This window comes from Streptomyces gamaensis, assembly GCF_042656465.1.
Classification (GTDB): domain Bacteria; phylum Actinomycetota; class Actinomycetes; order Streptomycetales; family Streptomycetaceae; genus Streptomyces; species Streptomyces gamaensis.
This window is the reverse complement of the sequence record NZ_JBHSPB010000001.1, coordinates 168,684-193,409: the sequence shown is the minus strand read 5'-3', so window position 1 is coordinate 193,409 and position 24,726 is coordinate 168,684. Positions and strand designations below refer to the sequence as shown.

At 71.2% G+C, this 24,726-nt stretch carries 17 protein-coding genes and 1 pseudogene; 5 read left to right on the top strand and 13 right to left on the bottom strand.

What is annotated here, in order from left to right; all coding sequences use genetic code 11:
- Positions 1-170: 170 nt before the first annotated feature.
- A complete protein-coding gene (locus ACFP1Z_RS00800) occupies positions 171-1,559 on the top strand; it encodes a hypothetical protein (protein WP_390313690.1) in 1,389 nt (462 codons plus the stop codon).
- 211 nt (positions 1,560-1,770) lie between these two features.
- Here ACFP1Z_RS00800 and ACFP1Z_RS00795 read toward each other — a convergent pair.
- The 6 genes and pseudogenes from ACFP1Z_RS00795 to arc all read right to left on the bottom strand — a co-directional run.
- Positions 1,771-3,936 (bottom strand): annotated as a pseudogene (locus ACFP1Z_RS00795) (HAD-IC family P-type ATPase); the annotation flags it as partial.
- Positions 3,937-4,021: 85 nt separating this feature from the next.
- Positions 4,022-4,774: a proteasome subunit alpha gene (gene prcA, locus ACFP1Z_RS00790; RefSeq protein WP_390313688.1), complete on the bottom strand. Its 753-nt coding sequence runs from the start codon at positions 4,772-4,774 to the stop codon at positions 4,022-4,024.
- Positions 4,775-4,862: 88 nt separating this feature from the next.
- Complete coding sequence (prcB, locus tag ACFP1Z_RS00785; RefSeq protein WP_390313686.1) at positions 4,863-5,708, bottom strand: proteasome subunit beta; 846 nt, start codon at positions 5,706-5,708, stop codon at positions 4,863-4,865.
- Positions 5,709-5,895: 187 nt separating this feature from the next.
- Positions 5,896-6,114 carry a ubiquitin-like protein Pup gene (locus tag ACFP1Z_RS00780; protein ID WP_390313684.1) on the bottom strand — a complete coding sequence of 73 codons (219 nt, stop codon included), beginning with the start codon at positions 6,112-6,114 and terminating at the stop codon, positions 5,896-5,898.
- 229 nt (positions 6,115-6,343) lie between these two features.
- Entirely contained in the window at positions 6,344-7,855 is a 1,512-nt protein-coding gene (gene dop, locus ACFP1Z_RS00775) for a depupylase/deamidase Dop (RefSeq protein ID WP_390313683.1), read from the bottom strand.
- Positions 7,856-8,232: 377 nt separating this feature from the next.
- Entirely contained in the window at positions 8,233-9,999 is a 1,767-nt protein-coding gene (arc, locus tag ACFP1Z_RS00770; protein ID WP_390313681.1) for a proteasome ATPase, read from the bottom strand.
- Positions 10,000-10,242: 243 nt separating this feature from the next.
- Between arc and ACFP1Z_RS00765 the strand changes: the two genes are divergently transcribed.
- A complete protein-coding gene (locus ACFP1Z_RS00765; protein WP_390313680.1) occupies positions 10,243-10,542 on the top strand; it encodes a ferredoxin in 300 nt (99 codons plus the stop codon).
- A 39-nt stretch (positions 10,543-10,581) separates the two neighbouring features.
- Here ACFP1Z_RS00765 and ACFP1Z_RS00760 read toward each other — a convergent pair whose 3' ends face one another.
- The 3 genes from ACFP1Z_RS00760 to ACFP1Z_RS00750 form a co-directional block, all read right to left on the bottom strand.
- Positions 10,582-11,178 (bottom strand): hypothetical protein, encoded by a 597-nt coding sequence (locus tag ACFP1Z_RS00760; protein WP_390313679.1) that lies wholly within the window; start codon positions 11,176-11,178, stop codon positions 10,582-10,584.
- A gap of 164 nt (positions 11,179-11,342) precedes the next feature.
- Positions 11,343-12,245, bottom strand: a complete 903-nt coding sequence (locus ACFP1Z_RS00755) for a tRNA (adenine-N1)-methyltransferase (protein WP_390313678.1) — start codon at positions 12,243-12,245, stop codon at positions 11,343-11,345.
- A gap of 9 nt (positions 12,246-12,254) precedes the next feature.
- Positions 12,255-13,505, bottom strand: a complete 1,251-nt coding sequence (locus ACFP1Z_RS00750) for a site-2 protease family protein (RefSeq protein ID WP_390313677.1) — start codon at positions 13,503-13,505, stop codon at positions 12,255-12,257.
- Between the two features lie 123 nt (positions 13,506-13,628).
- Between ACFP1Z_RS00750 and ACFP1Z_RS00745 the strand changes: the two genes are divergently transcribed.
- Entirely contained in the window at positions 13,629-14,588 is a 960-nt protein-coding gene (locus ACFP1Z_RS00745; RefSeq protein WP_390313676.1) for a RecB family exonuclease, read from the top strand.
- Between the two features lie 11 nt (positions 14,589-14,599).
- The gene (locus ACFP1Z_RS00740; RefSeq protein WP_390313674.1) at positions 14,600-15,271 is read left to right on the top strand and encodes a response regulator; all 672 of its coding nucleotides are present in this window, start codon (positions 14,600-14,602) and stop codon (positions 15,269-15,271) included.
- Positions 15,272-15,327: 56 nt separating this feature from the next.
- Here the strand turns inward: ACFP1Z_RS00740 and ACFP1Z_RS00735 are convergent, their stop codons facing one another.
- The 4 genes from ACFP1Z_RS00735 to metH all read right to left on the bottom strand — a co-directional run bounded on the left by ACFP1Z_RS00735 (position 15,328) and on the right by metH (position 23,472).
- Entirely contained in the window at positions 15,328-16,920 is a 1,593-nt protein-coding gene (locus tag ACFP1Z_RS00735; RefSeq protein WP_390313672.1) for an ABC transporter substrate-binding protein, read from the bottom strand.
- Between the two features lie 72 nt (positions 16,921-16,992).
- Positions 16,993-18,597 carry an ABC transporter substrate-binding protein gene (locus ACFP1Z_RS00730; RefSeq protein ID WP_390313670.1) on the bottom strand — a complete coding sequence of 535 codons (1,605 nt, stop codon included), beginning with the start codon at positions 18,595-18,597 and terminating at the stop codon, positions 16,993-16,995.
- A gap of 386 nt (positions 18,598-18,983) precedes the next feature.
- Positions 18,984-19,679: an HAD family hydrolase gene (locus tag ACFP1Z_RS00725; protein ID WP_390313668.1), complete on the bottom strand. Its 696-nt coding sequence runs from the start codon at positions 19,677-19,679 to the stop codon at positions 18,984-18,986.
- 280 nt (positions 19,680-19,959) lie between these two features.
- On the bottom strand, positions 19,960-23,472 hold the full coding sequence (gene metH, locus ACFP1Z_RS00720) for a methionine synthase (protein ID WP_390313667.1): 3,513 nt from the start codon (positions 23,470-23,472) through the stop codon (positions 19,960-19,962).
- Positions 23,473-23,688: 216 nt separating this feature from the next.
- Here metH and ACFP1Z_RS00715 point away from each other — a divergent pair, with 216 nt between their 5' ends.
- Positions 23,689-24,453 carry an IclR family transcriptional regulator gene (locus tag ACFP1Z_RS00715; RefSeq protein ID WP_390313666.1) on the top strand — a complete coding sequence of 255 codons (765 nt, stop codon included), beginning with the start codon at positions 23,689-23,691 and terminating at the stop codon, positions 24,451-24,453.
- The last annotated feature ends 273 nt before the right edge of the window (positions 24,454-24,726 follow it).

Below are 24,726 nucleotides of genomic sequence, written 5' to 3'. Positions count from 1 at the left end.
ATCGATTGAGCCGGGAGCGAACGCGGACCAGAGAGGAAACCCCTTGCCCGTTTGAACCGTTTTCGTGGTATCGCTGAACGTTGACGTCTCCGGCAATCCTGACCGGATTCACCCCGCAACCGAGCCGCGGCCCTGAGCGCCGCCCGCCAACGTCTTCGAGGAGACGCACCATGTCCGCCACTCACCGGGCGTTGCCCAGGCCCCTCGCGGCCCTGCTCGTCGCCCTGCTCGCGCTCGCCTGCGCGGCGGTGTACGCGCCGGCCGCGCACGCCGCCACCGGGGTCGCCGCGGTGGCCGAGGCGCTGAAGAAGAGCCCGGTCTATGTCGATCCCCGGGTCGCCGACCAGCTGCCGTCGTCCGACGCCGACGCCCTCGCCAAGAAGATCAAGGACGCCGGGAAGCCGGTGTTCGTCGCGGTGCTGCCGGAGACCCCGGAGTTCCCGAAGGCGACGGTCATCAAGGACATCCGTACGCTGACCGGCATCAGCGGTGTGTACGCCGTGCACCTCGGCGACAAGGCGTTCAACGCCAAGGCCGACAGCAAGGTGATGCGGCAGAGCGCGGTGACCAATGTCGTCGGCGCCGTGCAGCGCTCCGGCGGCGACACCAAGACCATGCTCAATGCCTTCACCGACCAGGTCGACCAGCAGGCCAAGGGCCACACCCCGAGCTCCTGGGGCGGCGGCTCCTCCTCGGAGAGCACCGGCAGCACCGGACTGATCGCCGTCGGCGCGGTCGTCGTCGCGGGCGGTGCCGGCGGGTACGCGCTGTACCGGCGCGGCAAGAAGAAGCGCGAGGAGCGCGAGCGCGCCGAGCTCGACGCGCTGCGCGTGGTCGTCGACGAGGACATCACCGCCTTCGGCGAGGAACTGGACCGGCTGGACTTCTCCCCGTCCGCGCCCGGCGTGACCGACGAGATGCGCAAGGACTACGAGCAGGGCCTGGACGCCTACGAGGAGGCCAAGTCCAAGATGGCGGCCGCGGCCAAGCCGCAGGACGTCACGGCCGTCACCGAGTCCCTGGACAAGGGCCGCTTCGCGCTGGCCACCCTGGCCGCCCGGCGCAGCGGCGCCCCGCTGCCGCAGAAGCGGATGCCCTGCTTCTTCGACCCGCGCCACGGGATCTCCGTGCAGGACGTGCAGTGGGCGCCGCCCGGCGGCGCGATGCGCACGGTCCCGGCCTGCCAGGCGGACGCGACGCGCATCGCGGACGGCCAGGAGCCGATGTCCCGTACGGTCCAGACCGACCACGGCCCGCAGCCGTACTGGAACGCCGGTCCCGCCTACGGCCCCTGGGCCGGCGGCTACTTCGGCGGCGGCCTCCTGCCGGGCCTGCTCGTGGGCACCGCGCTCGGCCACATGCTGAGCACCCCGGCCTACGCGGGCTACGCGCCCGGCTTCGAGAGCGGCGGCTTCGACGGCGGCGGCGGGGGCGGCGTCGACGGCGGCGACTTCTCCGGAGCGGACTTCAGCGCCGGCGACTTCGGCGGCGGGGGCTGGGGCGACAGCGGCGGCGGTTTCGGCGGCGGGGGCGACTTCGGAGGGGGCGGCGACTGGTAACGGTCGTCGGCCTGACGTTCAACGGCGCGCGGCGGTACGGCTTCTGGGAGCCGGGCCGCCGCGCCCTTTTGTGTGCCGGGTGCGGGTGCGGGTGTGGGTGCCTGCGGCGGGCTTTCTCCCCTACCCGCCCCTCCCCTCCCCCAGCTACCGCTGGGAGGTGCCCCCAGGGGGCTCCGCCCCGGACCCCTTATCGCGGCTGCGCCGCTCGTCCTCAAACGCCGGACGGGCTTATTTTTTCGTACCGCGCCCGTGCCAGCGCCAGCCCCGCACCGTAAACGGCGAGGACCACCGCCATCAGCCCGTAATACAGCGGCGGCAGCACCGTCATGCCCAGCGGGGCGCCGAGCGGGGACAGTGGCAGCAGCAGGCCGACCACGGCCAGGGCCGACGTCGCGAGGAGTACCGGGCCGGGCGCGCGCCCCTCCGCCGCGCAGCGGCCCGAGCGCAGCAGCAGCATCACCAGGGCCTGCGTGAGCAGGTTCTCCGTGAACCACCCGGCGTGGAAGGCCGCTTGCCCGGCCTCGTCGCCCAACGACCGTACGGCCAGGGCCAGTACACCGAACGTCGCCAGGTCGGCGCTCGCGTTGAGCAGCCCGAAGCCCGTCATGAAGCGGAACAGTGCCTTCGGCCGCAGGGCCGCCGGGCGGCGCAGCACGGCCGCGCCGGGCCGGTCGAAGGCCAGCGCCAGCTGGGCCGCGTCGAAGCACAGGTTCTGCACGAGCACCTGCGCGGGCAGCATCGGCAGGAACGGCAGCAGCAGCCCGGCCGCCAGCATCGCGATCACGTTGCCGAGGTTGGAGGAGAGGGTGATGCGCAGATAGGCGGCGATGTTGCCGGTGCTGCGCCGCCCGGTGACGATCGCCCGGTCCAGGGCGGTCAGGTCCTTCGAGGCGAGGACCACGTCGGAGGCCTCACGGGCCACGTCGACCCCGGCGCGCGGGCAGACACCCACGTCGGCTGCGTGCAGCGCGGCCAGGTCGTTGACGCCGTCGCCGAGGAAGCCGGTGGTGTGCCCGGCGGCGCGCAGCGCGCGGACGACGCGGGCCTTGTCCTCGGGCGTGCAGCGCGCGAACACGGTGGCGCGGGCGGCCAGTTCGGCCAGCGCGTCGTCGTCCAGGGTGGCTATGTGCTCGCCGGTGACCACCGTGTCCGGCCCGGCCGTGTCCAGGCCGAGTTCGCGGCAGACGCGGGCGGCGGTGCCCGGGTGGTCGCCGGTGAGGACCTTGACGGTGACGCCGCGCCGCGTGGTCAGCACGTCCAGGGCCTCGGCGGCGCTCTCGGCGAGGGCGTCCCGCAGCGCGACGAAACCGACCAGGGTCAGGTCCCGCTCGTCTTCTTCCGTGCACTCGGCCGGGGCGTACGCGCCGCCGTGCGCGGGCCGTTCGGCGACCGCGACGGCCAGCACCCGCAGCCCGTCCGCCGCGAGCGCCTCCGCCCGCCCGGCCAGCCGTTCACGGCCCGCCGCGTCCAGTTCCGTGCCGGGGTACGGGCCGTACACGCCCCCGGCGACGCGCGTGCAGCGCGCGAGAACGTCCTCCGGGGCGCCCTTGACGACCACCGTGTGCAGCCGGGAAACGGTACGGGGCGCGCCGAGCACGCGGACGTTGCCGGTGAGCCCGCCGTCGTACGCCCCCGCCTCCGCGACCGACCCGGCGACGACGGCCGTCGCGATACGGCGGCCCGGACCGCACGGCAGCGCGGCGACGCCCTCGACGCCGTCGGCGGTCGGCCCCGCCTGCTCGTCCGCGTCGAGGATCGCCTCGTCCAGGGCGTCCGGCACGGGCAGTTCGGCCAGGTGCAGGGTCCACAGCGCGTTGACGGCCGCCCAGTGCAGAACACGCGGGTCGTCGCGGCCGTCCGCGTCCACCGCCCGGTCGAGGACCGGCTTGTCCTGAGTGAGGGTGCCCGTCTTGTCCACGCACAGGACATCGACGGCACCCAGGTCGTGCAGGGCGGGCAGCCTCCGTACGATCACCTCGCCGCCCCGCGCCAGCAGCGCGGCCCCCCGCGCGAGGGCCGCCGTGACCACCACCGGCAGCATCTCGGGCGTCAGCCCCACCGCCACCGCCACCGCGAACGGCAGCGTCTCCAGCCCCCGCCCCCGCAACAGCGCGCTCGCCAGCAGCACGAGCGGCGCGGTGAGCAGCATGAACCGGACCAGGGTCCACGCGATGCCGTTCACGGAACGGTCGAAGGGGGTGCGCGTACGCGGTGCCGGCAGGGCGCCGGCGAGGGCGGTGTCGGGGCCCGTGGCGACGACGACGGCGGTGGCGCTCCCGGAAACGACGCTGCTGCCTTGCAGGCATAGGTGGTGGCCTGGCCCACCCACCCGCCCGTCACCCGGAAACGAGCCCTTACCCACCGGGGGCTCCGCCCCCGGACCCCCGCTATCGCGGCTGCGCCGCTCGTCCTCAATCGCCGGACGGGCTTGAAAATCAAGCCCGTCCGGCGATTGAGGCCCCTCAGTCCTCCGACGGCTCGGCCGAGTTCTCCTCCGCCGACGGCGGCGTCGTCCCCTCCTCCAGGAGCCGGGACAACTGCCGCCCCAGAATCCGCTTGAACTTGCGCTGCTGCGGTCGCGTCCGGTCCAGGACGGCGACTTCGAGCTGCTCGGCGGTCAGGGTGCGCTCCTTGCCGCCGTTGTTGTCGCGGTTGAGGGAGTCGACCGCGAGCTTGAGGGCCTCGGCGAGGGTCATGCCGTCGCGGTGGCGCTGGTCGAGGTAGCTGCTGATCTGGTCGGCGTTGCCGCCGACGGCGACCGAGCCGTGCTCGTCGACGATGGAGCCGTCGTGCGGCAGGCGGTAGATCTGGTCGTCCTCGGGGGCGGCCCCGACCTCGGCGACGATCAGCTCGACCTCGTACGGCTTCTCGCCGGCGCTGGAGAAGATCGTGCCGAGGGTCTGCGCGTAGACGTTGGCGAGGCCGCGCGCGGTGACGTCGTTGCGGTCGTAGGTGTAGCCGCGCAGATCCGCGTAGCGGACGCCGCCGATGCGCAGGTTCTCGAACTCGTTGTACTTGCCGACCGCCGCGAAGGCGATCCGGTCGTAGATCTCGCTGACCTTGTGCAGCGCCCGGGACGGGTTCTCCGCGACGAAGAGGACGCCGTCGGTGTACTGCAGCACGACGACGCTGCGCCCGCGCGCGATGCCCTTACGGGCGTACTCGGCGCGGTCGGCCATGGCCTGCTGGGGGGAGACGTAGAACGGCGTCGACACCGGCTGTCCGTCCCTTTCTGATCAGTGACGTGGGGCCCCGGCGGCGCCGGGGTGGAACTTCCGCTGCGGACGGGCCTCGGGGCAGCCCTCAGAGCAGCGCCGCCCGCGGGCCGTCCGGCTCTTCCAGCCGGCGGTCGTGGATCGCGCGGACGATCTCGGAGCACTGTGCCTCGGTGAGCCTGCGGAAGCCCTCGTCGGTGATGACGGTGACGATGGGGAAGATCCGGCGGGCCAGGTCCGGGCCGCCGGTCGCGGAGTCGTCGTCGGCGGCGTCGTAGAGGGCCTGGACGACCAGCGTGGTGGCCTGACCCTCCGTCAGGTCGTCGCGGAACAGCTTCTTCAGCGACCCGCGCGCGAAGAGGGAGCCGGAGCCGACGGCCGCGAAGCCGTGCTCCTCGGAGCGCCCGCCCGTCACGTCGTAGGAGAAGATGCGCCCCTTCTCGCGGTCCTCGTCCCAGCCCGCGAACAGCGGCAGCACGGCCAGGCCCTGCATGGCCAGGCCCAGATTGCCGCGGATCATCGTGGAGAGCCGGTTGGCCTTGCCCTCCAGGGAGAGCCGGGTCCCCTCGACCTTCTCGTAGTGCTCCAGCTCCAGCTGGAAGAGCTTGACCATCTCCACGGCGAGACCCGCCGTGCCGGCGATCCCCACCGCCGAGTACTCGTCGGCCGGGAAGACCTTCTCGATGTCGCGCTGGGCGATGACATTGCCCATCGTCGCCCGCCGGTCGCCCGCCAGCACCACACCGCCGGGGAACGACGCCGCGACGATGGTCGTGCCGTGCGGCGCTTCCATGGCCCCCGCCACCGGAGGCAGCTGCCGGTTGCCCGGCAGCAGCCCCGGCGCATGACTGCTGAGGAAGTCCATGAACGACGAGGAGCCCGGCGTCAGAAAGGCAGCGGGCAGCTGCCCGGTGCTCCGAGTATTGGCTTCCACACGTTTCCTTCCACATATACGGCGGCACGCCGCCCGATCCTTGAACCGCCCCGCTGCCGCGGCGCGGCCGGAGCACAGTACGCCTCGGACCCTACCCGCCCCACGGGTGTGATCCACATGCCGGGCGGGAGCTGCGGGACGGATCACTCACGGCCCGCCCCGGCGCCCGCCGGGCCCGGCGACGCGGCTACTCGCCGCCCTTCTGCACGAAGGACCGCACGAAGTCCTCCGCGTTCTCCTCCAGGACGTCGTCGATCTCGTCCAGCACGGAGTCCACGTCGTCCGAGAGCTTCTCGTGCCGCTCCTTGAGGTCCTCCGAGGCCTGCGCGTCCTGCGCCTGCTCCTCGACGTCCTCTGTGGACCGCGTGGCCTTCTGCTGTCCGCCGCCGGTGTCCTTCGTCGCCATGTCCTCACACCCCGCTCGCTTCGACGTACAAGATCAGGTACAAGATCGGCCGTGCTCGTGCGGCTCCATCGCCACAGGGTCGTGATCAGACCCTACAAGCAGGGCCGCAGATCGGCCCCGCACTTGCTACAACGTCCGGGAACCACCGTGATGATTCCCGGATCACGCCGTCTTCGACCCTGCCCCGGCCGCCCGTCGCGGCCGGGGCCGAAGCCGGCGAAGCCCTCACTCAGCCGCCGGAGAGCACCCTGACCAGGTCCTCCGCGGTACGGCAGCGGTCCAGCAGCTCCTTGACGTGGTTGCGGGTACCGCGCAGCGGCTCCAGGGTGGGCACCCGCTGCAGGGAGTCCCGGCCGGGCAGGTCGAAGATCACCGAGTCCCAGGAGGCGGCCGCCACGTCGTCGGCGTACTGCTCCAGGCAGCGGCCGCGGAAGTAGGCGCGGGTGTCCTCCGGCGGCGCCGTACGGGCCCGGGCCACCTCGTCCTCGTCCAGCAGGCGCTTGATCTTCCCGCGGGCGGCGAGGCGGTTGTAGAGCCCCTTGCCGGCCCGTACGTCCGCGTACTGCAGGTCCACCAGGTGCAGCCGGGCCGCGTCCCAGCCCAGGCCGTCGCGGCGCCGGTAGCCCTCCAGCAGCTCGCGCTTGGCCACCCAGTCCAGCTCGCCGGCCAGGCTCATCGGGTCGCGCTCCAGCCGGCCCAGCACGTCCTCCCAGCGGTGCAGGACGTCCTTGGTCTGCTCGTCCGCGTCCGCGCCGAAGCGGTCCTCGACGTACTTGTGCGCGAGCTCGTAGTACTCCATCTGCAGCTGGACGGCCGTGAGTGTGCGGCCGTTGCGCAGGGTGACCAGGCGGCGCAGCGTGGGGTCGTGGCTGACCTGGTGCAGGGTGCGCACCGGCTGCTCGACGGCGAGATCGGCGGCGATGAAACCGTCCTCGATCATCGACAGCACCAGGGAGGTGGTGCCGAGCTTGAGGTAGGTGGAGATCTCGGAGAGATTGGCGTCCCCGATGATCACATGCAGCCGGCGGTACTTCTCGGCGTCGGCGTGCGGCTCGTCGCGGGTGTTGATGATCGGGCGCTTGAGCGTGGTCTCCAGGCCGACCTCGACCTCGAAGTAGTCGGCGCGCTGGCTGAGCTGGAAGCCGTGCTCGTGGCCGTCCTGGCCGATGCCGACCCGGCCTGCGCCGGTGATCACCTGACGGCAGACGAAGAAGGGCGTCAGGTGCCGCACGATGTCCGAGAAGGGGGTCTCCCGCTTCATCAGGTAGTTCTCGTGCGTGCCGTAGGAGGCGCCCTTGTTGTCGGTGTTGTTCTTGTAGAGGTGGATGGGCTGGGCTCCGGGCAGCTGGGCGGCGCGCTCGGCGGCCTCGGCCATGATGCGCTCGCCGGCCTTGTCCCACAGCACGGCGTCGCGCGGGTTGGTGACCTCGGGGGAGCTGTACTCGGGGTGGGCGTGGTCGACGTACAGCCGCGCCCCGTTGGTGAGGATGACATTGGCCAGGCCGATGTCCTCGTCGGTGAGCTGGCTGGAGTCGGCGGCCTCGCGGGCGAGGTCGAAGCCCCGCGCGTCCCGCAGCGGGTTCTCCTCCTCGAAGTCCCAGCGGGCGCGGCGCGCCCGGTGCATCGCCGCCGCGTAGGCGTTGACGATCTGGGACGAGGTGAGCATGGCATTGGCGTTCGGGTGACCGGGGACGGAGATTCCGTACTCCGTCTCAATGCCCATTACTCGCCGTACGGTCATGCGGCCCTCCTTGCCCGGCGGCGCCCCCTGGTGGGGCCGGCGCTCAAGTACCGCTGCGCATCCGGTCCGTGTACGGCTCCCGATCCCCCACTGCGCTTCGCGGTGGTATCGAAGAGCCTAGAACGGCTTTGCGGCGGTGGGGAGATCATTACAGTCATTGCTCCGGTTCGTTGTGGACCCGCTCCGGTGGGCGCCCCCCGTGGCGCCGGGCGCGGCGGACCGCCACGGCGCCGGGCGAGGGGCACCCGGCCGGGACGGCGGCCGCGGGCCGCCGTGGCGGTCCGGCAGAAAACGCGTCCGGCCACGGACGCCCCGGTCGTCCCCCCGCCTGGGCGGGCCGGACAGGGGGTGGGGGTCATCCGCGGCCGGACGGCGACTTACAGGTACTGACCGGTATTGGCCACCGTGTCGATGGAGCGGCCGGTGTCCGCGCCCTGCTTGCCGGTGACGAGGGTGCGGATGAAGACGATCCGCTCGCCCTTCTTGCCGGAGATGCGGGCCCAGTCGTCCGGGTTGGTGGTGTTGGGCAGGTCCTCGTTCTCCTTGAACTCGTCGACGCACGCGGCGAGCAGGTGGGAGACGCGCAGGCCCTTCTGGTTGTGGTCGAGGTACGCCTTGATGGCCATCTTCTTGGCCCGGTCCACGATGTTCTGGATCATCGCGCCGGAGTTGAAGTCCTTGAAGTACAGGACCTCCTTGTCACCGTTGGCGTAGGTGACCTCCAGGAAGCGGTTCTCCTCGGACTCGGCGTACATCTGCTCCACGACCGACTGGATCATGCCGTCGACGGTGGCCTGGGCATCTCCCCCGTGCTCGGCGAGATCGTCGGCGTGCAGCGGCAGCGAGGGCGTGAGGTACTTGGAGAAGATGTCCTTGGCGGCCTCGGCGTCCGGACGCTCGATCTTGATCTTCACATCGAGCCGGCCGGGGCGCAGGATCGCGGGGTCGATCATGTCCTCGCGGTTCGAGGCGCCGATGACGATCACATTCTCCAGGCCCTCCACCCCGTCGATCTCGGAGAGCAGCTGCGGGACGATGGTGTTCTCCACGTCCGAGCTGACTCCGGAGCCGCGGGTGCGGAAGAGGGAGTCCATCTCGTCGAAGAAGACGATGACGGGCGTGCCCTCGCTCGCCTTCTCCCGGGCCCGCTGGAAGATCAGCCGGATGTGCCGCTCGGTCTCGCCGACGTACTTGTTGAGCAGCTCGGGGCCCTTGATGTTGAGGAAGAAGCTCTTCCCCGCGGGCTTGCCGGTGACCTCGGCGACCTTCTTGGCAAGGGAGTTGGCGACGGCCTTGGCGATGAGCGTCTTGCCGCAGCCGGGCGGGCCGTACAGCAGCACGCCCTTGGGCGGCCGCAGTTGGTGCTCCTTGAACAGATCCGGGTAGAGGTAGGGGAGTTCGACCGCGTCGCGGATCAGCTCGATCTGGTTGCCCAGTCCGCCGATCTTCGAGTAGTCGATGTCCGGGACCTCTTCGAGGACGAGCTCCTCGACCTCGCTCTTGGGGATCACCTCGTAGACGTAGCCGGAGCGGGGTTCGAGCAGCAGGGCGTCGCCGGGGCGGATGGTGGTGTCCAGCAGCGGCTCGGCGAGCCTCACCACCCGCTCCTCGTCGGTGTGCCCGATGACCAGGGCCCGCTCGCCGTCCTCCAGCATCTCCTTGAGCGTGACGATGTCCCCGGTGCGCTCGAACTCCATGGCCGCGACCACGTTGAGCGCTTCGTTGAGCATGACCTCCTGGCCGCGCCTGAGGTCCTCCAGCGGGACGCTGGGACTGACATTGACCCGGAGCTTGCGGCCCCCGGTGAAGATGTCGGCCGTACCGTCGTCATTGGCCTGCAGGAAGACGCCGAAGCCGGCGGGCGGCTGCGCGAGCCGGTCGACTTCCTCCTTGAGAGCGACGATCTGGTCGCGGGCCTCACGGAGGGTGTTGGCGAGCCGCTCGTTCTGCGCGGACACACCGGCCAGGTTGGTCTGGAGCTCGACGATCCGCTCTTCGAGAATCCTCGTGTGCCGCGGAGAGTCGGCGAGCTTGCGCCGCAGGACGGCGATCTCCTGCTCGAAATAGGCAACCTGGCTCGCGAGGTCGTCAGTCCCTCGCCCGGGCCGGATGCCGCGGTTCTTGTCGTCGTCGTGGGCTGCCACGGTCCTCACCTCCTCCAAGGGGAGCTGGACGCTTCCAGACCCTACCTGGGCCGGTGCAGGTTGAAACCCCTAGATCACAAACCCGGTCGGAGTGTGTCCGATCTTCACCCTTGCGCACGTCCTCACAGCAGGGGAATACCCACCCATCAACATCGGAAAGCGGGCGGTTGTATCGTCGAGTCGGTCAACACCCGTCAGGGCTGGCTCCAATTGATTCATGTACGCAGGAAACGGCAGGGCGCGATGACCATGCAGAACGAGGACCCGGCACAGGCCCTGGAGGTCTGGATCGACCAGGATCTGTGCACCGGCGACGGCATCTGCGCCCAGTACGCGCCCGAGGTCTTCGAGCTGGACATCGACGGTCTGGCGTATGTGAAGAGCGCCGACGACGAGCTGTTGCAGGAGCCCGGCGCCACCACGCCCGTACCGCTGCCGCTGCTCGCCGATGTGCGGGACTCCGCGAAGGAGTGCCCGGGCGACTGCATTCACGTCCGGCGCGTGGCCGACAAGGTGGAGGTGTACGGGCCGGACGCCGACTGACGCCGCCCGTACGGGACTACGGCGGCGCGGAGTGACGGATCACACACTGTTCGCTGTCGGCAGCGGGGTGAGGACGAACTTCCCCTCCCGCCACCGCCATTCGACGCCCCGGCGCAGATCGGGGCAGCAACGGGGCACGCCGGGCGCCGAGTAGCCGAGGAGTGTGGCCGAAATCGTGCTGCCCGCGGCGGAGAAGTCCGTCACGCTCATGCGCTGCCCCGGGTCGAGCAGTGTGGCCACGACGCGTGGCGACCCGCCCGCGCCGCGTGACGGCGCGAGGACGTAGACGCCGCTCGGCGGGGTGCCCGCCCCGGTGCGGCAGCGCACCACGGCGACGGTCTCGGGCCGTCCGTCGGCGTCGAGGTCGGCGGCGGCCCGCTGCACCACCTCGACGCCCGCCGCGCCGCAGTCCAACGGATAGCGCGCGGCGGCCGGATCGGGTGCGTCGGCGGCCGGGACCCGGTCCGCGGCGGGAGCCCGGTCCTCGCCGGGACCGAGCAGGACCGCGCCGGTGACCACGGCGGCCAGGGCCACCGCCGTGCCGAGCCAGTGCCCGGGGCGGGCCCGGGTGTGCGCGAGGGCGGGCGGGGCGGCGGGGGCGGTACGGCCGGACTCTGCGGGTGGCTGCGCGCGCACGGAACTCCTGTGGGCGGGAGGGCTGCGGAATGATCCGCATCGTGCCATACCGCCGCGCACCGGGGAACAGCGGGCGGGCCCAACGCGCGGACGCCGCCGCCGAGTTCCCGTGGAGGGGACCCGACGGCGGCGCCATAGTGCATGAGGCCGTGCGTCAACTGCGGTCAGCGCTCGGCCGATCCGCCCTTCCCAGGACCTTCGTAATCCTCGCCGTACGCGCCCTTCGCCGGACGGCGGCGGCGCATCGGCGGCTCCACGCCGTCGGCGAGCCGGCGGGCGGTGACCAGGAAGCCGGTGTGGCCGATCATGCGGTGGTCCGGGCGGACCGCCAGGCCCTCCACGTGCCAGGTGCGCACCATCGACTCCCACGGCTGCGGCTCGGCGAAGCAGCCGATCTCACGGATCGACTCGACGGTCCGCGCGAGCTGGGTGGTGGTCGCCACGTAGCAGCACAGGATGCCGCCGGGGACGAGCGCCTTGCGGACGGCCTCCAGGCACTCCCAGGGGGCGAGCATGTCGAGCACGACGCGGTCGACGTCGGTGTCCGACAGATTGTCCTGAAGATCACCGACGGTCAGCTGCCAGGCGGGGTGCGGACCGCCGAAGTAGCGCTCGACATTGCCCTTGGCGATCTCGGCGAAGTCGGCACGGCGCTCGTAGGAGTGCAGCATGCCCTGGTCGCCGATCGCGCGCAGCAGGAAGCTGCTCAGGGAGCCGGAGCCGACCCCGGCCTCCACGACGCGCGCGCCGGGGAAGATGTCGGCCATGGCGAGGATCTGCCCCGCGTCCTTGGGGTAGACCACCGCGGCTCCGCGCGGCATGGACAGGACGTAGTCGGGGAGCAGGGGGCGCAGCGCGAGGTAGGCGACGTTTCCCGTGGTACGGACAACACTGCCCTCGGGAGCACCGATCAGCTCGTCGTGGGGGAAGGCACCCTTGTGGGTGTGGAACTGCTTCCCGGCTTCGAGCGTGAAGGTGTAGTGGCGTCCCTTGGGGTCGGTGAGCTGGACCTGGTCCCCGACCTGGAAGGGCCCGCGACGGCGGGCGGCACCGGTCGGTTCGGACATGTGACCAGACTACCGGCCCTGCGGAGCGGGTCGCGCCATGGCGGCCACGAAGGCCCGCTCGACGTCGGCGGTGGCCAGCACCCCGTAGACCTCGCCGGTCTCCTCGACGACCAGGTACTCGGTGGCCGGGGTCGCGCGCAGGGCGTCCAGCAGTTCCTCCCCGCCGAGTTCGGCGGAGACCCGCATGCCCGCCCGGAGGTCCTGGGCGAGGGTGCCGACCGCGACCCAGGGGCGGCGGTGCTCGGGGACGGCGACGACGGCGGCCTCGCGCACCACGGCGGTGGGGCCGCCCTGGCCGTCGACGACGACGAGGGCGCGGGCCCCGGCGGTGTGGGCACGGCGCAGCGCCTCCGACAGCGGGGTGGCGGCCTCGACGGGGACGGCCCGCCGGGTGAGGGTACGGGCGCGCAGCTCGGGCAGCCGCTCGCGCAGCCGGGCCATGCGCAGGCTGTTGCCGGCGCCGGTCCAGATGATGGCGGCGAGGATCGCGGCGAGCAGGGCGTCGGTGAGCGCGTCGACGCCGACGGCGCCGTCCGTGCCGTCGGCGAGGCCGCCGGCCTGGGTGAGCAGGGGCAGGCCGACGAGCACGGCGACGGCCAGGGCCCGGCCCGTCCAGGCGGCGGCGACCGTGCCGGTCATGGGCCGGCCGCTGAGTTTCCACACGACGGCCCGCAGCATCCGGCCGCCGTCCAGCGGCAGGCCGGGCAGCAGGTTGAAGGCGGCGACGAGCAGGTTGGAGATCATCAGGCCGGCCAGCAGGACCCCGGGGACGGTGCCGGGTTCGACGGCGAACATCCCCAGGTAGAACAGTCCGGCGAGGACCAGGGAGAGCAGCGGCCCGACGAAGGCGAGGACGAACTCGCGGCCCGGGCTCTCGCTCTCCTTCTCGATCTCCGAGACGCCGCCGAAGAACTGCAGCTGGATGCGGCGCACGGGCAGTTTGAAGCGCAGGGCCGCGACCGTGTGCGCCAGTTCGTGCACGAGCACGGAGGCGTAGAAGGCGACGGCGAAGAACAGGGAGACCAGGTAGCGGGCCCGCCCGAGTTCGGGCAGCACCCGGTCGAGCTGTCCGCCGAAGACCCAGGTGATCAGGGCGGCGACCAGGAACCAGCTGGGCGCGACATAGACGGGGACGCCGAAGGGGCGGCCCATGAGGATGCCGCCGCCGCTCTCGGGCGCCCGCCGCGCTCCCCCGCCCCCGGGCCCGTCCTGGACCTCGGCACCACCGCCGCCGGACCGGTCCTGCCCGCTGTTGTCCACGGTGTCCCCTCGTCGGATGCGGCCCTCGCGCGCGGTCGTGATCTGGTGATCATGCAGTGCGAGGGGGTCTGCTGTCGATGGTATGCGTCCGGCTGTCACTGCCGGGCCGTAGGGTTCTGGTCCATGGGTACCGACACCTCCGACACGACGGGTGCCGCGGGCGCCGGGCCGGCCCCGCAGGCCGCCCGCCCGCCGAGCGCGCTGTCGCCGTCGCGCGCGGGCGACTTCATGCAGTGTCCGCTGCTCTACCGCTTCCGCGTGATCGACAAGCTGCCGGAGAAGCCGAGCGCGGCGGCCACCCGGGGCACGGTGGTGCACGCCGTGCTGGAGCGGCTCTTCGACGCCCCGGCGGCCGAGCGTACGGCGTCGCGGGCCCGCGGTCTGCTGCCGGGCGAGTGGGAGCGGCTGCTCGCGGCCAGGCCCGAGCTGGCCGAGCTGTTCCACGGCGAGGACGGGGCGCACGATCCCGAGTCGCTCGCGCGCTGGCTGGCCGAGGCGGAGCGGCTGGTCGAGCGCTGGTTCACGCTGGAGGACCCCACGCGGCTGGAGCCCGCCGACCGCGAGCTGTACGTGGAGACGGTGCTCGATACGGCCGGGGCGGACGGCGCGGGGCTGACGCTGCGCGGTTTCATCGACCGCGTGGACGTGGCGCCGACGGGCGAGGTCCGCATCGTCGACTACAAGACGGGCAAGGCCCCGGCCCCGCGGTACCGCGAGGGGGCCCTGTTCCAGATGATGTTCTACGCGCTGGTGGTGTGGCGGCTGCGCGGCACGGTGCCGCGTCGGCTGCAGCTGGTGTATCTGGGCAGCGGTGATGTGCTCACCTACGATCCGGTCGAGGCGGAGCTGCGGGCGGTGGAGCGCAAGCTGCGTGCCCTGTGGGAGGCCATCGTGCTGGCCACGGAGACCGGCGACTGGCGGCCGCGGCCGACGAAGCTGTGCGGCTGGTGCGATCACCAGGCCCACTGCCCGGAGTTCGGGGGCACTCCCCCGCCGTATCCGCTGCCCGTGACACGGGTCGCGGAGGGTGGGGTCGTCCCCGGGCAGGCCGCGCAGGGCAGAATGGACGCGGCCCAACACTAAAGGGAGTTCCTGTGGCGATCCGCGTCCTCTTGGTCGACGACCAGCCGCTGCTGCGCACCGGCTTCCGGATGATCCTCGAAGCCGAGCCCGACCTGGCGGTCGTCGGTGAGGCCGGGGACGGTCTGCAGGCGCTCGACCAGGTCCGCGCGCTCCAGCCGGACGTGGTGCTGATGGACATCCGCATGCCGCGCATGGACGGCGTGGAGGCGACCCGGCAGATCACCGGCCCGGACCGCAACGGCCCGGCGAAGGTCCTGGTGCTGACCACCTTCGATCTCGACGAGTACGTGGTGGAGGCGCTGCGGGCGGGGGCCAGCGGCTTCCTGCTCAAGGACGCGCCCGCCCATGAGCTGGTGCAGGCGATCCGGGTGGTGGCGGGCGGCGAGGCGATGCTCGCGCCGAGCATCACCCGGCGGCTGCTGGACAAGTACGCGGGCCATCTGCCCTCGGGCGAGGAGCCGTTGCCGGACACGCTGCACACGCTGACCGACCGCGAGGTCGAGGTGCTCAAGCTGGTGGCGCGCGGTCTGTCGAACGCGGAGATCGCGGCGGATCTGTTCGTCAGCGAGACGACGGTCAAGACGCACGTGGGGCATGTGCTGACGAAGCTGGGGCTGCGTGACCGGGTGCAGGCAGCGGTCTACGCCTACGAGAGCGGTCTGGTGCGCCCGGGCTCGCAGTGACCGTCGTGCGGTGAAGAGCACAGTGCCCCGGCCCGTCGGGCCGGGGCAGTGCCGTGTCAGCTCTGGGGGATCTTGCTGATCTCCCAGAAGCGGAAGACGGTGGAGGCGTCGAGGGTCCACTCCAGTCCGGAGACTCCCTCGCGCGCGACCGCGTACTGCTTGCCCTGCCACAGCGGCAGCAGGGGGACGTCCTGGGCGACGGCGTTCTGCACCTTCGCGAAGTCCTCGGTGGTCGCGGGCCGGCTGCTCTGGGCGGCGGTGGCCACGATCCGCGAAGTGATCTCCTTGGAGTCGTAGTTGTTGGCGAGCACGTTGTCCTCGCCGAAGAACGGCGCGGTGAAGTTGTCGGGGTCGGGGTAGTCGGGGACCCAGCCCTTGACGTAGACGCCGTATTTTCCGGCGGCTATGTCCTTTTCGTACTCCTCGATGGGGACGGATTTCACGTCCGCCTCGAACAGCCCGCTGCGGTTGAGCTGTTCGGCGATCTCCTTCAACTCCGGTACGGTGCCGGGCCCGTAGCGGATGGGCGTGGCCCACAGGGTCAGTTTGACCTTGTCGTGGATGCCGGCGGAGTTCAGGGCGGCGGCCGCCTTGTCGGGCTGGGGGCGTTCGCCGTAGGTGTCGTAGAACGGGGTCTTGTGGCCGGTGATGCCGCTGGGGACGATCGAGTACAGCGGTTCGGCGGTGCGCTTGTAGACGTCGCGGACGAGGGTGCCGCGGTCGACGAGGTAGGCGATGGCCTTGCGCACTCCGGCCTTGCCGACGACCGGGTCCTTGAGGTTGAACACCAGGTGCTGGACCTCGGCGCTGGTGCCCTGGACGACCTTCACATTCTGCTTGCCGGAGCCGCCGGACTGCAGGTCGGCGATGTCGTCCATGGCCAGACCGCGGTAGGCGAGGTCGATGCTGCCCTGCTGCACGGCGTCCTTGAGCTCCCCCTGGTCGCCGTGGAAGAACTTCATCGTGATACCGCGGTTGTGCGCCGAAGCGGGGCCCTTGTAGCCGGGGTTGACGGAGAAGACCGCCTGCTTCTTGTCGAACGAGTCCAGCTTGTAGACGCCGGAGCCGACGGCCTTGCCGTCGGTGCGCAGCCGGTCGGCGGGGTACTCGCGGTGGTCGACGATGGATCCGGCGCCCGAGGCGATCTTCTGCGGGAAGGTGGCGTCGGACCGCTTCAGCTGGAAGACGACGGTGGACTTGTCGGGGGTCTTGATGTCCTGGATCGTCGAGAGCAGGGAGGCCACCGGGCCGTCCTTGTCGTTGATCTTCAGGGTCCGGCGGAAGGAGTAGGCGACGTCCTCGGAGCTGAGGTCGTGGCCGTTGCTGAACTTCAGCCCGTCCTGCAGGACGCACTCGAAGACCTTGCTGGCGGCATCGGTGAACTTGCAGGACCTGGCGGCCTCGGGCTGCGGGGTCACGCTTCCCTTGGGGAAGCTGAGCAGCGACTGGAAGACGTTGTTGAACAGCATCCAGGATCCCGGGTCGTAGCCGGACGCCGGGTCGGTGGCGAGCACCTCGTCGGACATCCCCATGACCACCGGCTCACCGGTGCCGCCCGCCTTGCCGTCTTCCGTTCCGCACCCGCTGAGCAGGGCGGCGGCGAGCCCCGCACCGAGCGGGGCGGCGAGCCACTGGTCACGTTTCCTCACGTGCGCGTACCTCACATTTTCTTGTTCGCCGGGGAGCGGGCCGCGGCAGCACCGATGTGCCGGGCCCGTGCCTCACGCGCCGCGGCCGAGCTCCCACGGCTGCAGTTCGGAGGCGGAGTTGAGCGCCCACTCGGCCCCGGTGACGTTCTGCCGGGCGGCCACGTAGCTCTTGCCCTGCCACAGCGGCAGTACCGGGACCTCGTCGGCGACGATGTCCTGGGCCTGCTGGAAGTAGCGGGCGGCCGCCTCGCGCTGGCCGGTCTCGCGGGAGCTCGGGATCAGATCATCACTGATCCTGGTGTTGCGGTAGGGGGAGCGCAGGAAGTTGTCCTTGCCGATGAACGGGGCGACGAAGTTGTCGGGGTCCGGGAAGTCCGGGAACCAGCCCATGCCGTAGACCGCGTACTTGCCCTGGGCGGCGTTGGGGCGGAACTCCGACCACTTCACGCTCTGCAGCTGCACCTGGAACAGCCCGCCGTTGCCGAGCTGTTGCTGGAGGGCCGCGAAGGCCTTGGCGTTGGCCTGGCCGTAGTGGTCCTCGTTGTAGGTGAGGGTCAGCGGGACGGGGGTGGTGATGTTGGCGGCGCGCAGGATCGAGCGGGCCTTGTCGACGCTGGGTTCCTCGCCGTACTTGTTGGAGAAGGAGTTCTGGTGGCCGGTGATGCCGCTGGGCACCAGGGAGAACAGCGGGTCGTTGGCGCGGTCGTAGGCGTCGCGCGTCAGCGCCCGGCGGTCGACGAGCTGGGCGATGGCCTGCCGCACCGGCTTCGACTTCACCGTCGGATCCTCGGTGTTGAAGGCCAGATAGCTGATCTCCTGGCCCGGCACCTCCAGCAGCCGGACGCCGCTGTCGTCGCCGTCGGCCCGCAGCCGGGCGATCCGCTCGGGCGACATGGTGCGGTTGACCAGGTCGACCTCGCCCGCGCGCAGCGCCTTGTCCATCGACGTCTCGTCGTCGAAGAAGCGCAGCTCGACCTTGTCGTTGCGCAGTTGGAGCGGGCCCTGGTAGGCGGCGTTCTTCTCCAGGAGCAGCTTGGTGACGCGGCCGTCCTTCTGCTCGGTGCGCACGGTGTACGGGCCCGAGCCGACGATCTTGAACCCGTTGCCGAGCTTGTCCTTGTCGTAGGACTGCGCGTCGACGATGGCGGCGGCGGGGGTGGCGATCTTCTGCGGGAAGGTCGCGTCGGGCGTCTTGAGGTGGAAGACGACCTCCTGCTCGCTGGGCGTCTCCACCTGGTCGATATTACTCAGCAGCGAGACGGGGCCGTTGTCGAAGTTGATGGCCAGGGCGCGCTCGACGGAGAACTTCACGTCCTCGGCGGTCAGCGCGTTGCCGTTGGAGAACTTCAGGCCCTCGCGCAGGGTGCAGCGGAACTGCTCGTTCTTGCGGTCCGCGAACCAGCACTTCTCGGCGGCGTCGGCGACCGGGGCGGTGCCGGAGCGGGGCAGCCGCATCAGTGTCTGGAAACCGCTGTGCAGCACGTTCCAGGCGCTGACGTCGTACGCGGCGGCGGGGTCGAAGGGCGCGGGCGCGTCCGTGGTCTCCTCGAACCGGTCCGTGGTGCCCACGACGATGGCGCGGCCGCCCTTGCCGGCTGTGTCCCCTCCGCCGCAGGCGACGAGAACGGGGGCCAGCAGGCCTGCCAGGGCCGGCAGCACCAGCGTCTTGCGGTTCATGGTGTGGGGTTCTCCCTGCAATGCGATCGGCCCCGGGACCGCGACACGACGGCGGCGCCGGCCCGCGGCGGGCCGTGACGTACTCGCCGCAAGATTAGTGGGCGGGCCCGGCGCGCCCGGAACACGGCGGAGTTGAGCCGTTCTCCCGCCGGTACGGGCGGCTCCGCTTCGCCGGTACGCAACCGCCGGAACGTTCTGCGCACCACGGCAACAACCCGGACACAAGGGTGCGCTTCAACCCGCCTCCGTATACGGCAGGGTGACGGAGCACGTACACAGCGCCCCGGTGCCCGGTGACGAAGGTCACTCCCCCGACTCCCGCCGGGGACGCATGAATTCGGCCACGGCGGTGCGCCCTTCCCGGGCGGGCGCGCGGCCGAGCGGCCTCAGCCGGGGACCAGCCCGCGCAGGAACCGCAGGTCGACCTCTTCCAGCGAGCCGACCACGGTACGGCCGGCGGCGGGCGGGATCGCCCCGACCGAGGGCACCGCCACGACCGCGCAGCCCGCGGCCTCCGCCGCCGTCACCCCGGTCAGGGTGTCCTCGACGACCGCGCACCGCGCGGGATCCACGCCGAGCCGGCGCGCGGCCAGCAGATAGGGGTCGGGGTGCGGCTTGGTGCGTTCCATCTCGTCGCCCGCGACGGTCAGCGAGAAGTTCTCCGCGCCGAGGGTGAGCAGCACCCGGTCGATGATCTCCCGGTGCGAGGCGGAGACCAGGGCGGTGGGCACGGAGTGCGCGGCGAGCTCCGCGAGCAGCCGCCGGGCGCCGGGCATCAGCGGCACCCCGTGCCCGATCATCTCGGCGAAGCGGGTGTTGAGCAGGGCGGTCAGCTCGGCGAGGGCGATCTTCGCGCCGGTGGCCCGGATGAGGAAGGAGGCACTGCGCGCCATGGGCCCGCCGACGACCACCTCCCGGTACTCCTCCAGCAGCCGGTGACCGAGCTCGGCGAAGACCGCGACCTCCACGTCCCACCAGAAGCCCTCCGTGTCGACCAGGGTGCCGTCCATGTCGAGAAGAACGGCCTGCAGGGCCGGGCCCGCGGCGCGGCGGGGGTCGACGGCGGGGATGCTGCTGGTCATCCGGGCACACCTCCAGAAGGGGACACGAAGGCCGGCCCACACCGACCCCTGGGCGGGGCGGGTGAACCGGCCTTCACCGGACCGACAAGTGTACGGCGGCGGTCAGCGCACGTCGCGCGGATATCGGGCATCCGTCAAGTACGGCCCGTCCGACCCTTGAGGACGAGCGGCTCAGCCGCACAACCCAGCCCGTCCGGCGTTTGAGGACGAGCGGCGCAGCCGCGATCGGGGGGTCCGGGGGGCGCAGCCCCCCGGTGGGCAACGACCCGCTTCCGGGAAGTCACCGCGCGTTGAAATACTTCGCCTCCGGATGATGAATCACAAACGCATCCGTCGACTGCTCAGGATGCAGCTGGAACTCCTCCGACAGCTGCACCCCAATCCGCTCGGGCTGCAACAGTTCCGCGATCTTCGCGCGGTCCTCCAGGTCGGGGCAGGCCCCGTAGCCCAGGGAGAAGCGCGCGCCCCGGTACTTCAGCGCGAACATGTCCTCGACCTCGTCCGGGTCCTCGCCGCCGAAGCCGAGTTCGGCGCGGACCCGGGCGTGCCAGTACTCGGCCATGGCTTCGGCCAACTGCACGGACAGGCCGTGCAGTTCGAGGTAGTCGCGGTAGGAGTCGGAGGCGAACAGCTCGGCCGTGGCCTCGCCGATCTTCGAGCCGACGGTGACGACCTGGAGGCCGATCACGTCGGTCTCCCCGGAGTCCTCGGGGCGGAAGAAGTCCGCCAGGCACAGCCGGCGTCCGCGGCGCTGGCGCGGGAAGGTGAAGCGGGTGCGCTCGGTGCCGTCCTCGTGCAGCAGGATCAGGTCGTCGCCCTTGGAGACGCAGGGGAAGTAGCCGTAGACGACGGCGGCTTCGAGCAGGTTCTCGGTGTGGAGTTTGTCGAGCCAGCCGCGCAGCCGGGGCCGGCCCTCGGTCTCGACGAGTTCCTCGTAGCTGGGGCCGCCGGCGCGGGCCTGCTTGAGCCCCCACTGGCCCTTGAACAGCGCGCCTTCGTCGAGCCAGGAGGCGTAGTCCTTCAGGCCGATGCCCTTGATGACGCGGGTGCCCCAGAACGGCGGGGTGGGCACGGGGTTGTCCACGGCGACGTCGGAGCGTACGGAGCCCTGCGGCTCCGGCTGGTCGGGCTCGGGCAGGGCGGTGTCGCGCTTGGCGACGCGGCGCTGCTTGAGTTCGGGCAGGCTCGCGCCGGGCACTCCTCGTTTGACGGCGATCAGCGCGTCCATCAGCCGCAGGCCCTCGAACGCGTCGCGGGCGTAGCGGACTTCGCCCTCGTAGATCTCGTGCAGGTCCTGCTCGACGTAGGCGCGGGTGAGGGCGGCGCCGCCGAGGATGACGGGGAACTGCGCGGCCAGCTTGCGCTGGTTGAGCTCCTCCAGGTTCTCCTTCATGATCACGGTGGATTTCACCAGGAGGCCGGACATGCCGATGACGTCCGCGTTGTGCTCCTCCGCGGCCTCGACGATGGCCGAAACCGGCTGCTTGATACCGAGGTTGACGACGTTGTAGCCGTTGTTGGAGAGGATGATGTCGACGAGGTTCTTGCCGATGTCGTGCACGTCGCCGCGGACCGTGGCGAGCACGATGGTGCCCTTGCCCTCGGAGTCGCTCTTCTCCATGTGCGGCTCCAGGTAGGCGACCGCGCTCTTCATGACCTCCGCGGACTGCAGCACGAAGGGCAGCTGCATCTGGCCGGAGCCGAAGAGGTCGCCGACGACCTTCATGCCCTCCAGCAGGGTGTCGTTGACGATGTCGAGGGCGGGGCGGGTGGTCAGCGCCTCGTCGAGGTCGGCTTCCAGACCGTTCTTCTCGCCGTCGATGATGCGCTGCCGCAGCCGCTCCTCCAGCGGGAGCGCGGCCAGTTCCTCGGCCTTGCCGGCCTTCATCGACTTGGTGTCGACGCCTTCGAAGAGGGCGAGGAACTTCTGCAGCGGGTCGTATCCCTCGCGGCGGCGGTCGTAGACCAGGTCGAGGGCGACCTGGACCTGCTCCTCCTCCAGCCGGGCGATCGGCAGGATCTTGGAGGCGTGCACGATGGCCGAGTCCAGGCCCGCTTGCACGCACTCGTTGAGGAAGACGGAGTTGAGCACCATACGGGCGGCCGGGTTGAGGCCGAAGGAGATATTGGACAGACCGAGGGTGGTCTGCACCTCCGGGTGGCGCCGCTTGAGTTCGCGGATGGCCTCGATGGTGGCGATGCCGTCCTTGCGGGACTCCTCCTGGCCGGTGGCGATGGTGAAGGTGAGGCAGTCGACGATGATGTCGCACTCGCGCACGCCCCAGTTGCCGGTGAGGTCGGCGATCAGCCGCTCGGCGACGGCGACCTTGTGCTCGGGGGTACGGGCCTGGCCCTCCTCGTCGATGGTCAGCGCGATGAGGGCGGCGCCGTGCTCGACCGCGAGCCGGGTGATCTTCGCGAAGCGGGAGTCGGGGCCGTCGCCGTCCTCGTAGTTGACCGAGTTGATCACGGCCCGGCCGCCCAGTTTCTCCAGACCGGCCTGGATCACGGCGGGTTCGGTGGAGTCGAGCACGATGGGCAGGGTGGAGGCGGTGGCGAAGCGGCCGGCGATCTCGGCCATGTCGGCGACGCCGTCGCGGCCCACGTAGTCGACGCACAGGTCGAGCAGGTGGGCGCCCTCGCGGATCTGGCCGCGGGCCATCTCCACGCAGTCGTCCCAGCGGGCCTCCAGCATGGCCTCGCGGAACTTCTTCGAGCCGTTGGCGTTGGTGCGTTCGCCGATCGCGAGGTAGGAGGTGTCCTGGCGGAAGGGCACGGTCTGGTAGAGGGAGGCGGCGCCGGGCTCGGGGCGCGGCTCGCGCTCGGTGGGGGTGAGGCCCCGGACCCGCTCGACGACCTGCCGCAGGTGCTCGGGGGTGGTGCCGCAGCAGCCGCCGACGAGCGAGAGCCCGTACTCGCGCACGAACGTCTCGTGGGCGTCGGCGAGTTCGGCCGGGCTCAGGGGGTAGTGCGCGCCGTCCTTGCCGAGGACGGGCAGTCCGGCGTTGGGCATCGCGGAGACGCGGGTGCGGGCGTGCCGGGAGAGGTAGCGCAGGTGCTCGCTCATCTCGGCGGGGCCGGTGGCGCAGTTCAGGCCGATCATGTCGATGCCCAGCGGCTCCAGCGCGGTGAGCGCGGCGCCGATCTCGGAGCCGAGCAGCATGGTGCCGGTGGTCTCCACGGTGACCTGGACCAGCAGCGGCAGCTCGGTGCCGGCGGCGGCCATGGCGCGGCGGGCGCCGATGACGGAGGCCTTGGTCTGCAGCAGGTCCTGGGTGGTCTCCACCAGGACCGCGTCGGCGCCGCCGGCCAGCAGTCCCTCGACGTTCTGCTGGTAGGCGTCGCGCAGTGTGGTGTAGGGGGCGTGGCCGAGGGTGGGCAGCTTGGTGCCGGGCCCGACGGAGCCCAGCACCCAGCGGGTGCGGCCGTCGCGGGCGGCGAACTCGTCGGCGACCTCGCGGGCGATGCGCGCGCCCGCCTCAGACAGCTCGAAGATGCGGTGGGCGATCTCGTACTCGCCCAGGGCCGCGTGGTTGGCGCCGAAGGTGTTGGTCTCGACGCAGTCGACGCCGACCCCGAAGTACGCCTCGTGCACGGAGCGCACGATGTCGGGGCGGGTGACGTTGAGGATCTCGTTGCAGCCTTCGAGCTGCTCGAAGTCGTCCAGGCTGGGGTCCTGTGCCTGGAGCATGGTGCCCATGGCCCCGTCCGCCACCACGACCCGGGAGGCGAGTGCCTCCTTCAGCTCGGAGGCGCGTGCGCTGCTGTTGGTGGTTGGCGTGAACGAGGCCATGGATGTGCTCCCGGGTGTGCGACGGCTGTCGGCTTTGCGTCCTCCCGCGGAAGACGCACGTCGTCAGCGTAACCGGCGGCGCGGCCGGTGGGCCTGTGTCCTGTGCCTCTCTTGTCAGCTCCCTGGCGGTACCGGCCCGTCGTCAGGTACCCGCTGGTCGGCATGGGCCGATAGTGTTCAGCAATGCCGAACGGCACAGGCAAGGAGGATGCGTTCATGGCCCGTACCATCCAGTCGCTCGAACGGGCGGCGGCGATGCTGAGGCTGCTCGCGGGGGGAGAGCGGCGTCTGGGGCTGTCCGACGTGGCCTCCGCGCTGGGACTGGCGAAGGGCACCGCCCACGGGATCCTGCGGACCCTGCAGCAGGAGGGCTTCGTCGAGCAGGACCCGGTCTCGGGCCGCTACCAGCTGGGGGCCGAGCTGCTGCGGCTGGGCAACAGCTATCTGGACGTGCACGAGCTGCGCGCCCGCGCGCTGCTGTGGGCCGACGATCTCGCCCGCTCCAGCGGCGAGAGCGTCTATCTGGGCGTACTGCACCAGCAGGGCGTGCTGATCGTCCACCACGTCTTCCGCCCCGACGACAGCCGCCAGGTGCTGGAAGTCGGCGCCATGCAGCCGCTGCACAGCACGGCGCTGGGCAAGGTGCTCGCGGCCTACGACCCGGTGGCGCACAGCGAGGCGGCCGAGGCCACGCGCGAGGCGTTCACCCCGAACACGGTCACCGAACTCCCCGCCTTCGAGCGGGATCTGGAGCTGACCCGGGCCCGCGGCTGGGCCGCCGACATCGAGGAGACCTGGGCCGGGGTGGCCTCGGTGGCCGCCCCCATCTACGACCGCCGGCGGATGCCGGTGGGCGCGGTCGGCATCACCGGGGCGGTGGAGCGGGTCTGCGAGGACGGGGAGCTGCGGGCGCGGCTGGTGGCGTCCGTACGGGACTGCGCCCGCGCCGTCTCCCGGGACCTGGGCGCCGACCGCTTCTGAAGGGCCGGCCGCCCCCGGGCCGGGTCACTTCCGGGGGCCGACGGGGCGGCCTGGGAGCCCCCGGTGGACACGCGGCGCATACTGACCGGTAACGGCTTGTGTTCGAGCGCAAGTTTTCGGCCAGAACGGCCGAGAGGTTTCGGTCACACGAGTCTTGACGTGCCCGTAATGGTGCAGAAAACTGCCGTTCATCGGTCGGCATTGTCGAACACCTACCGACAATATTCGCTATGGTGGGCATTGCCGGAGGCCGATCGCAGCCCTCTCGGAGGG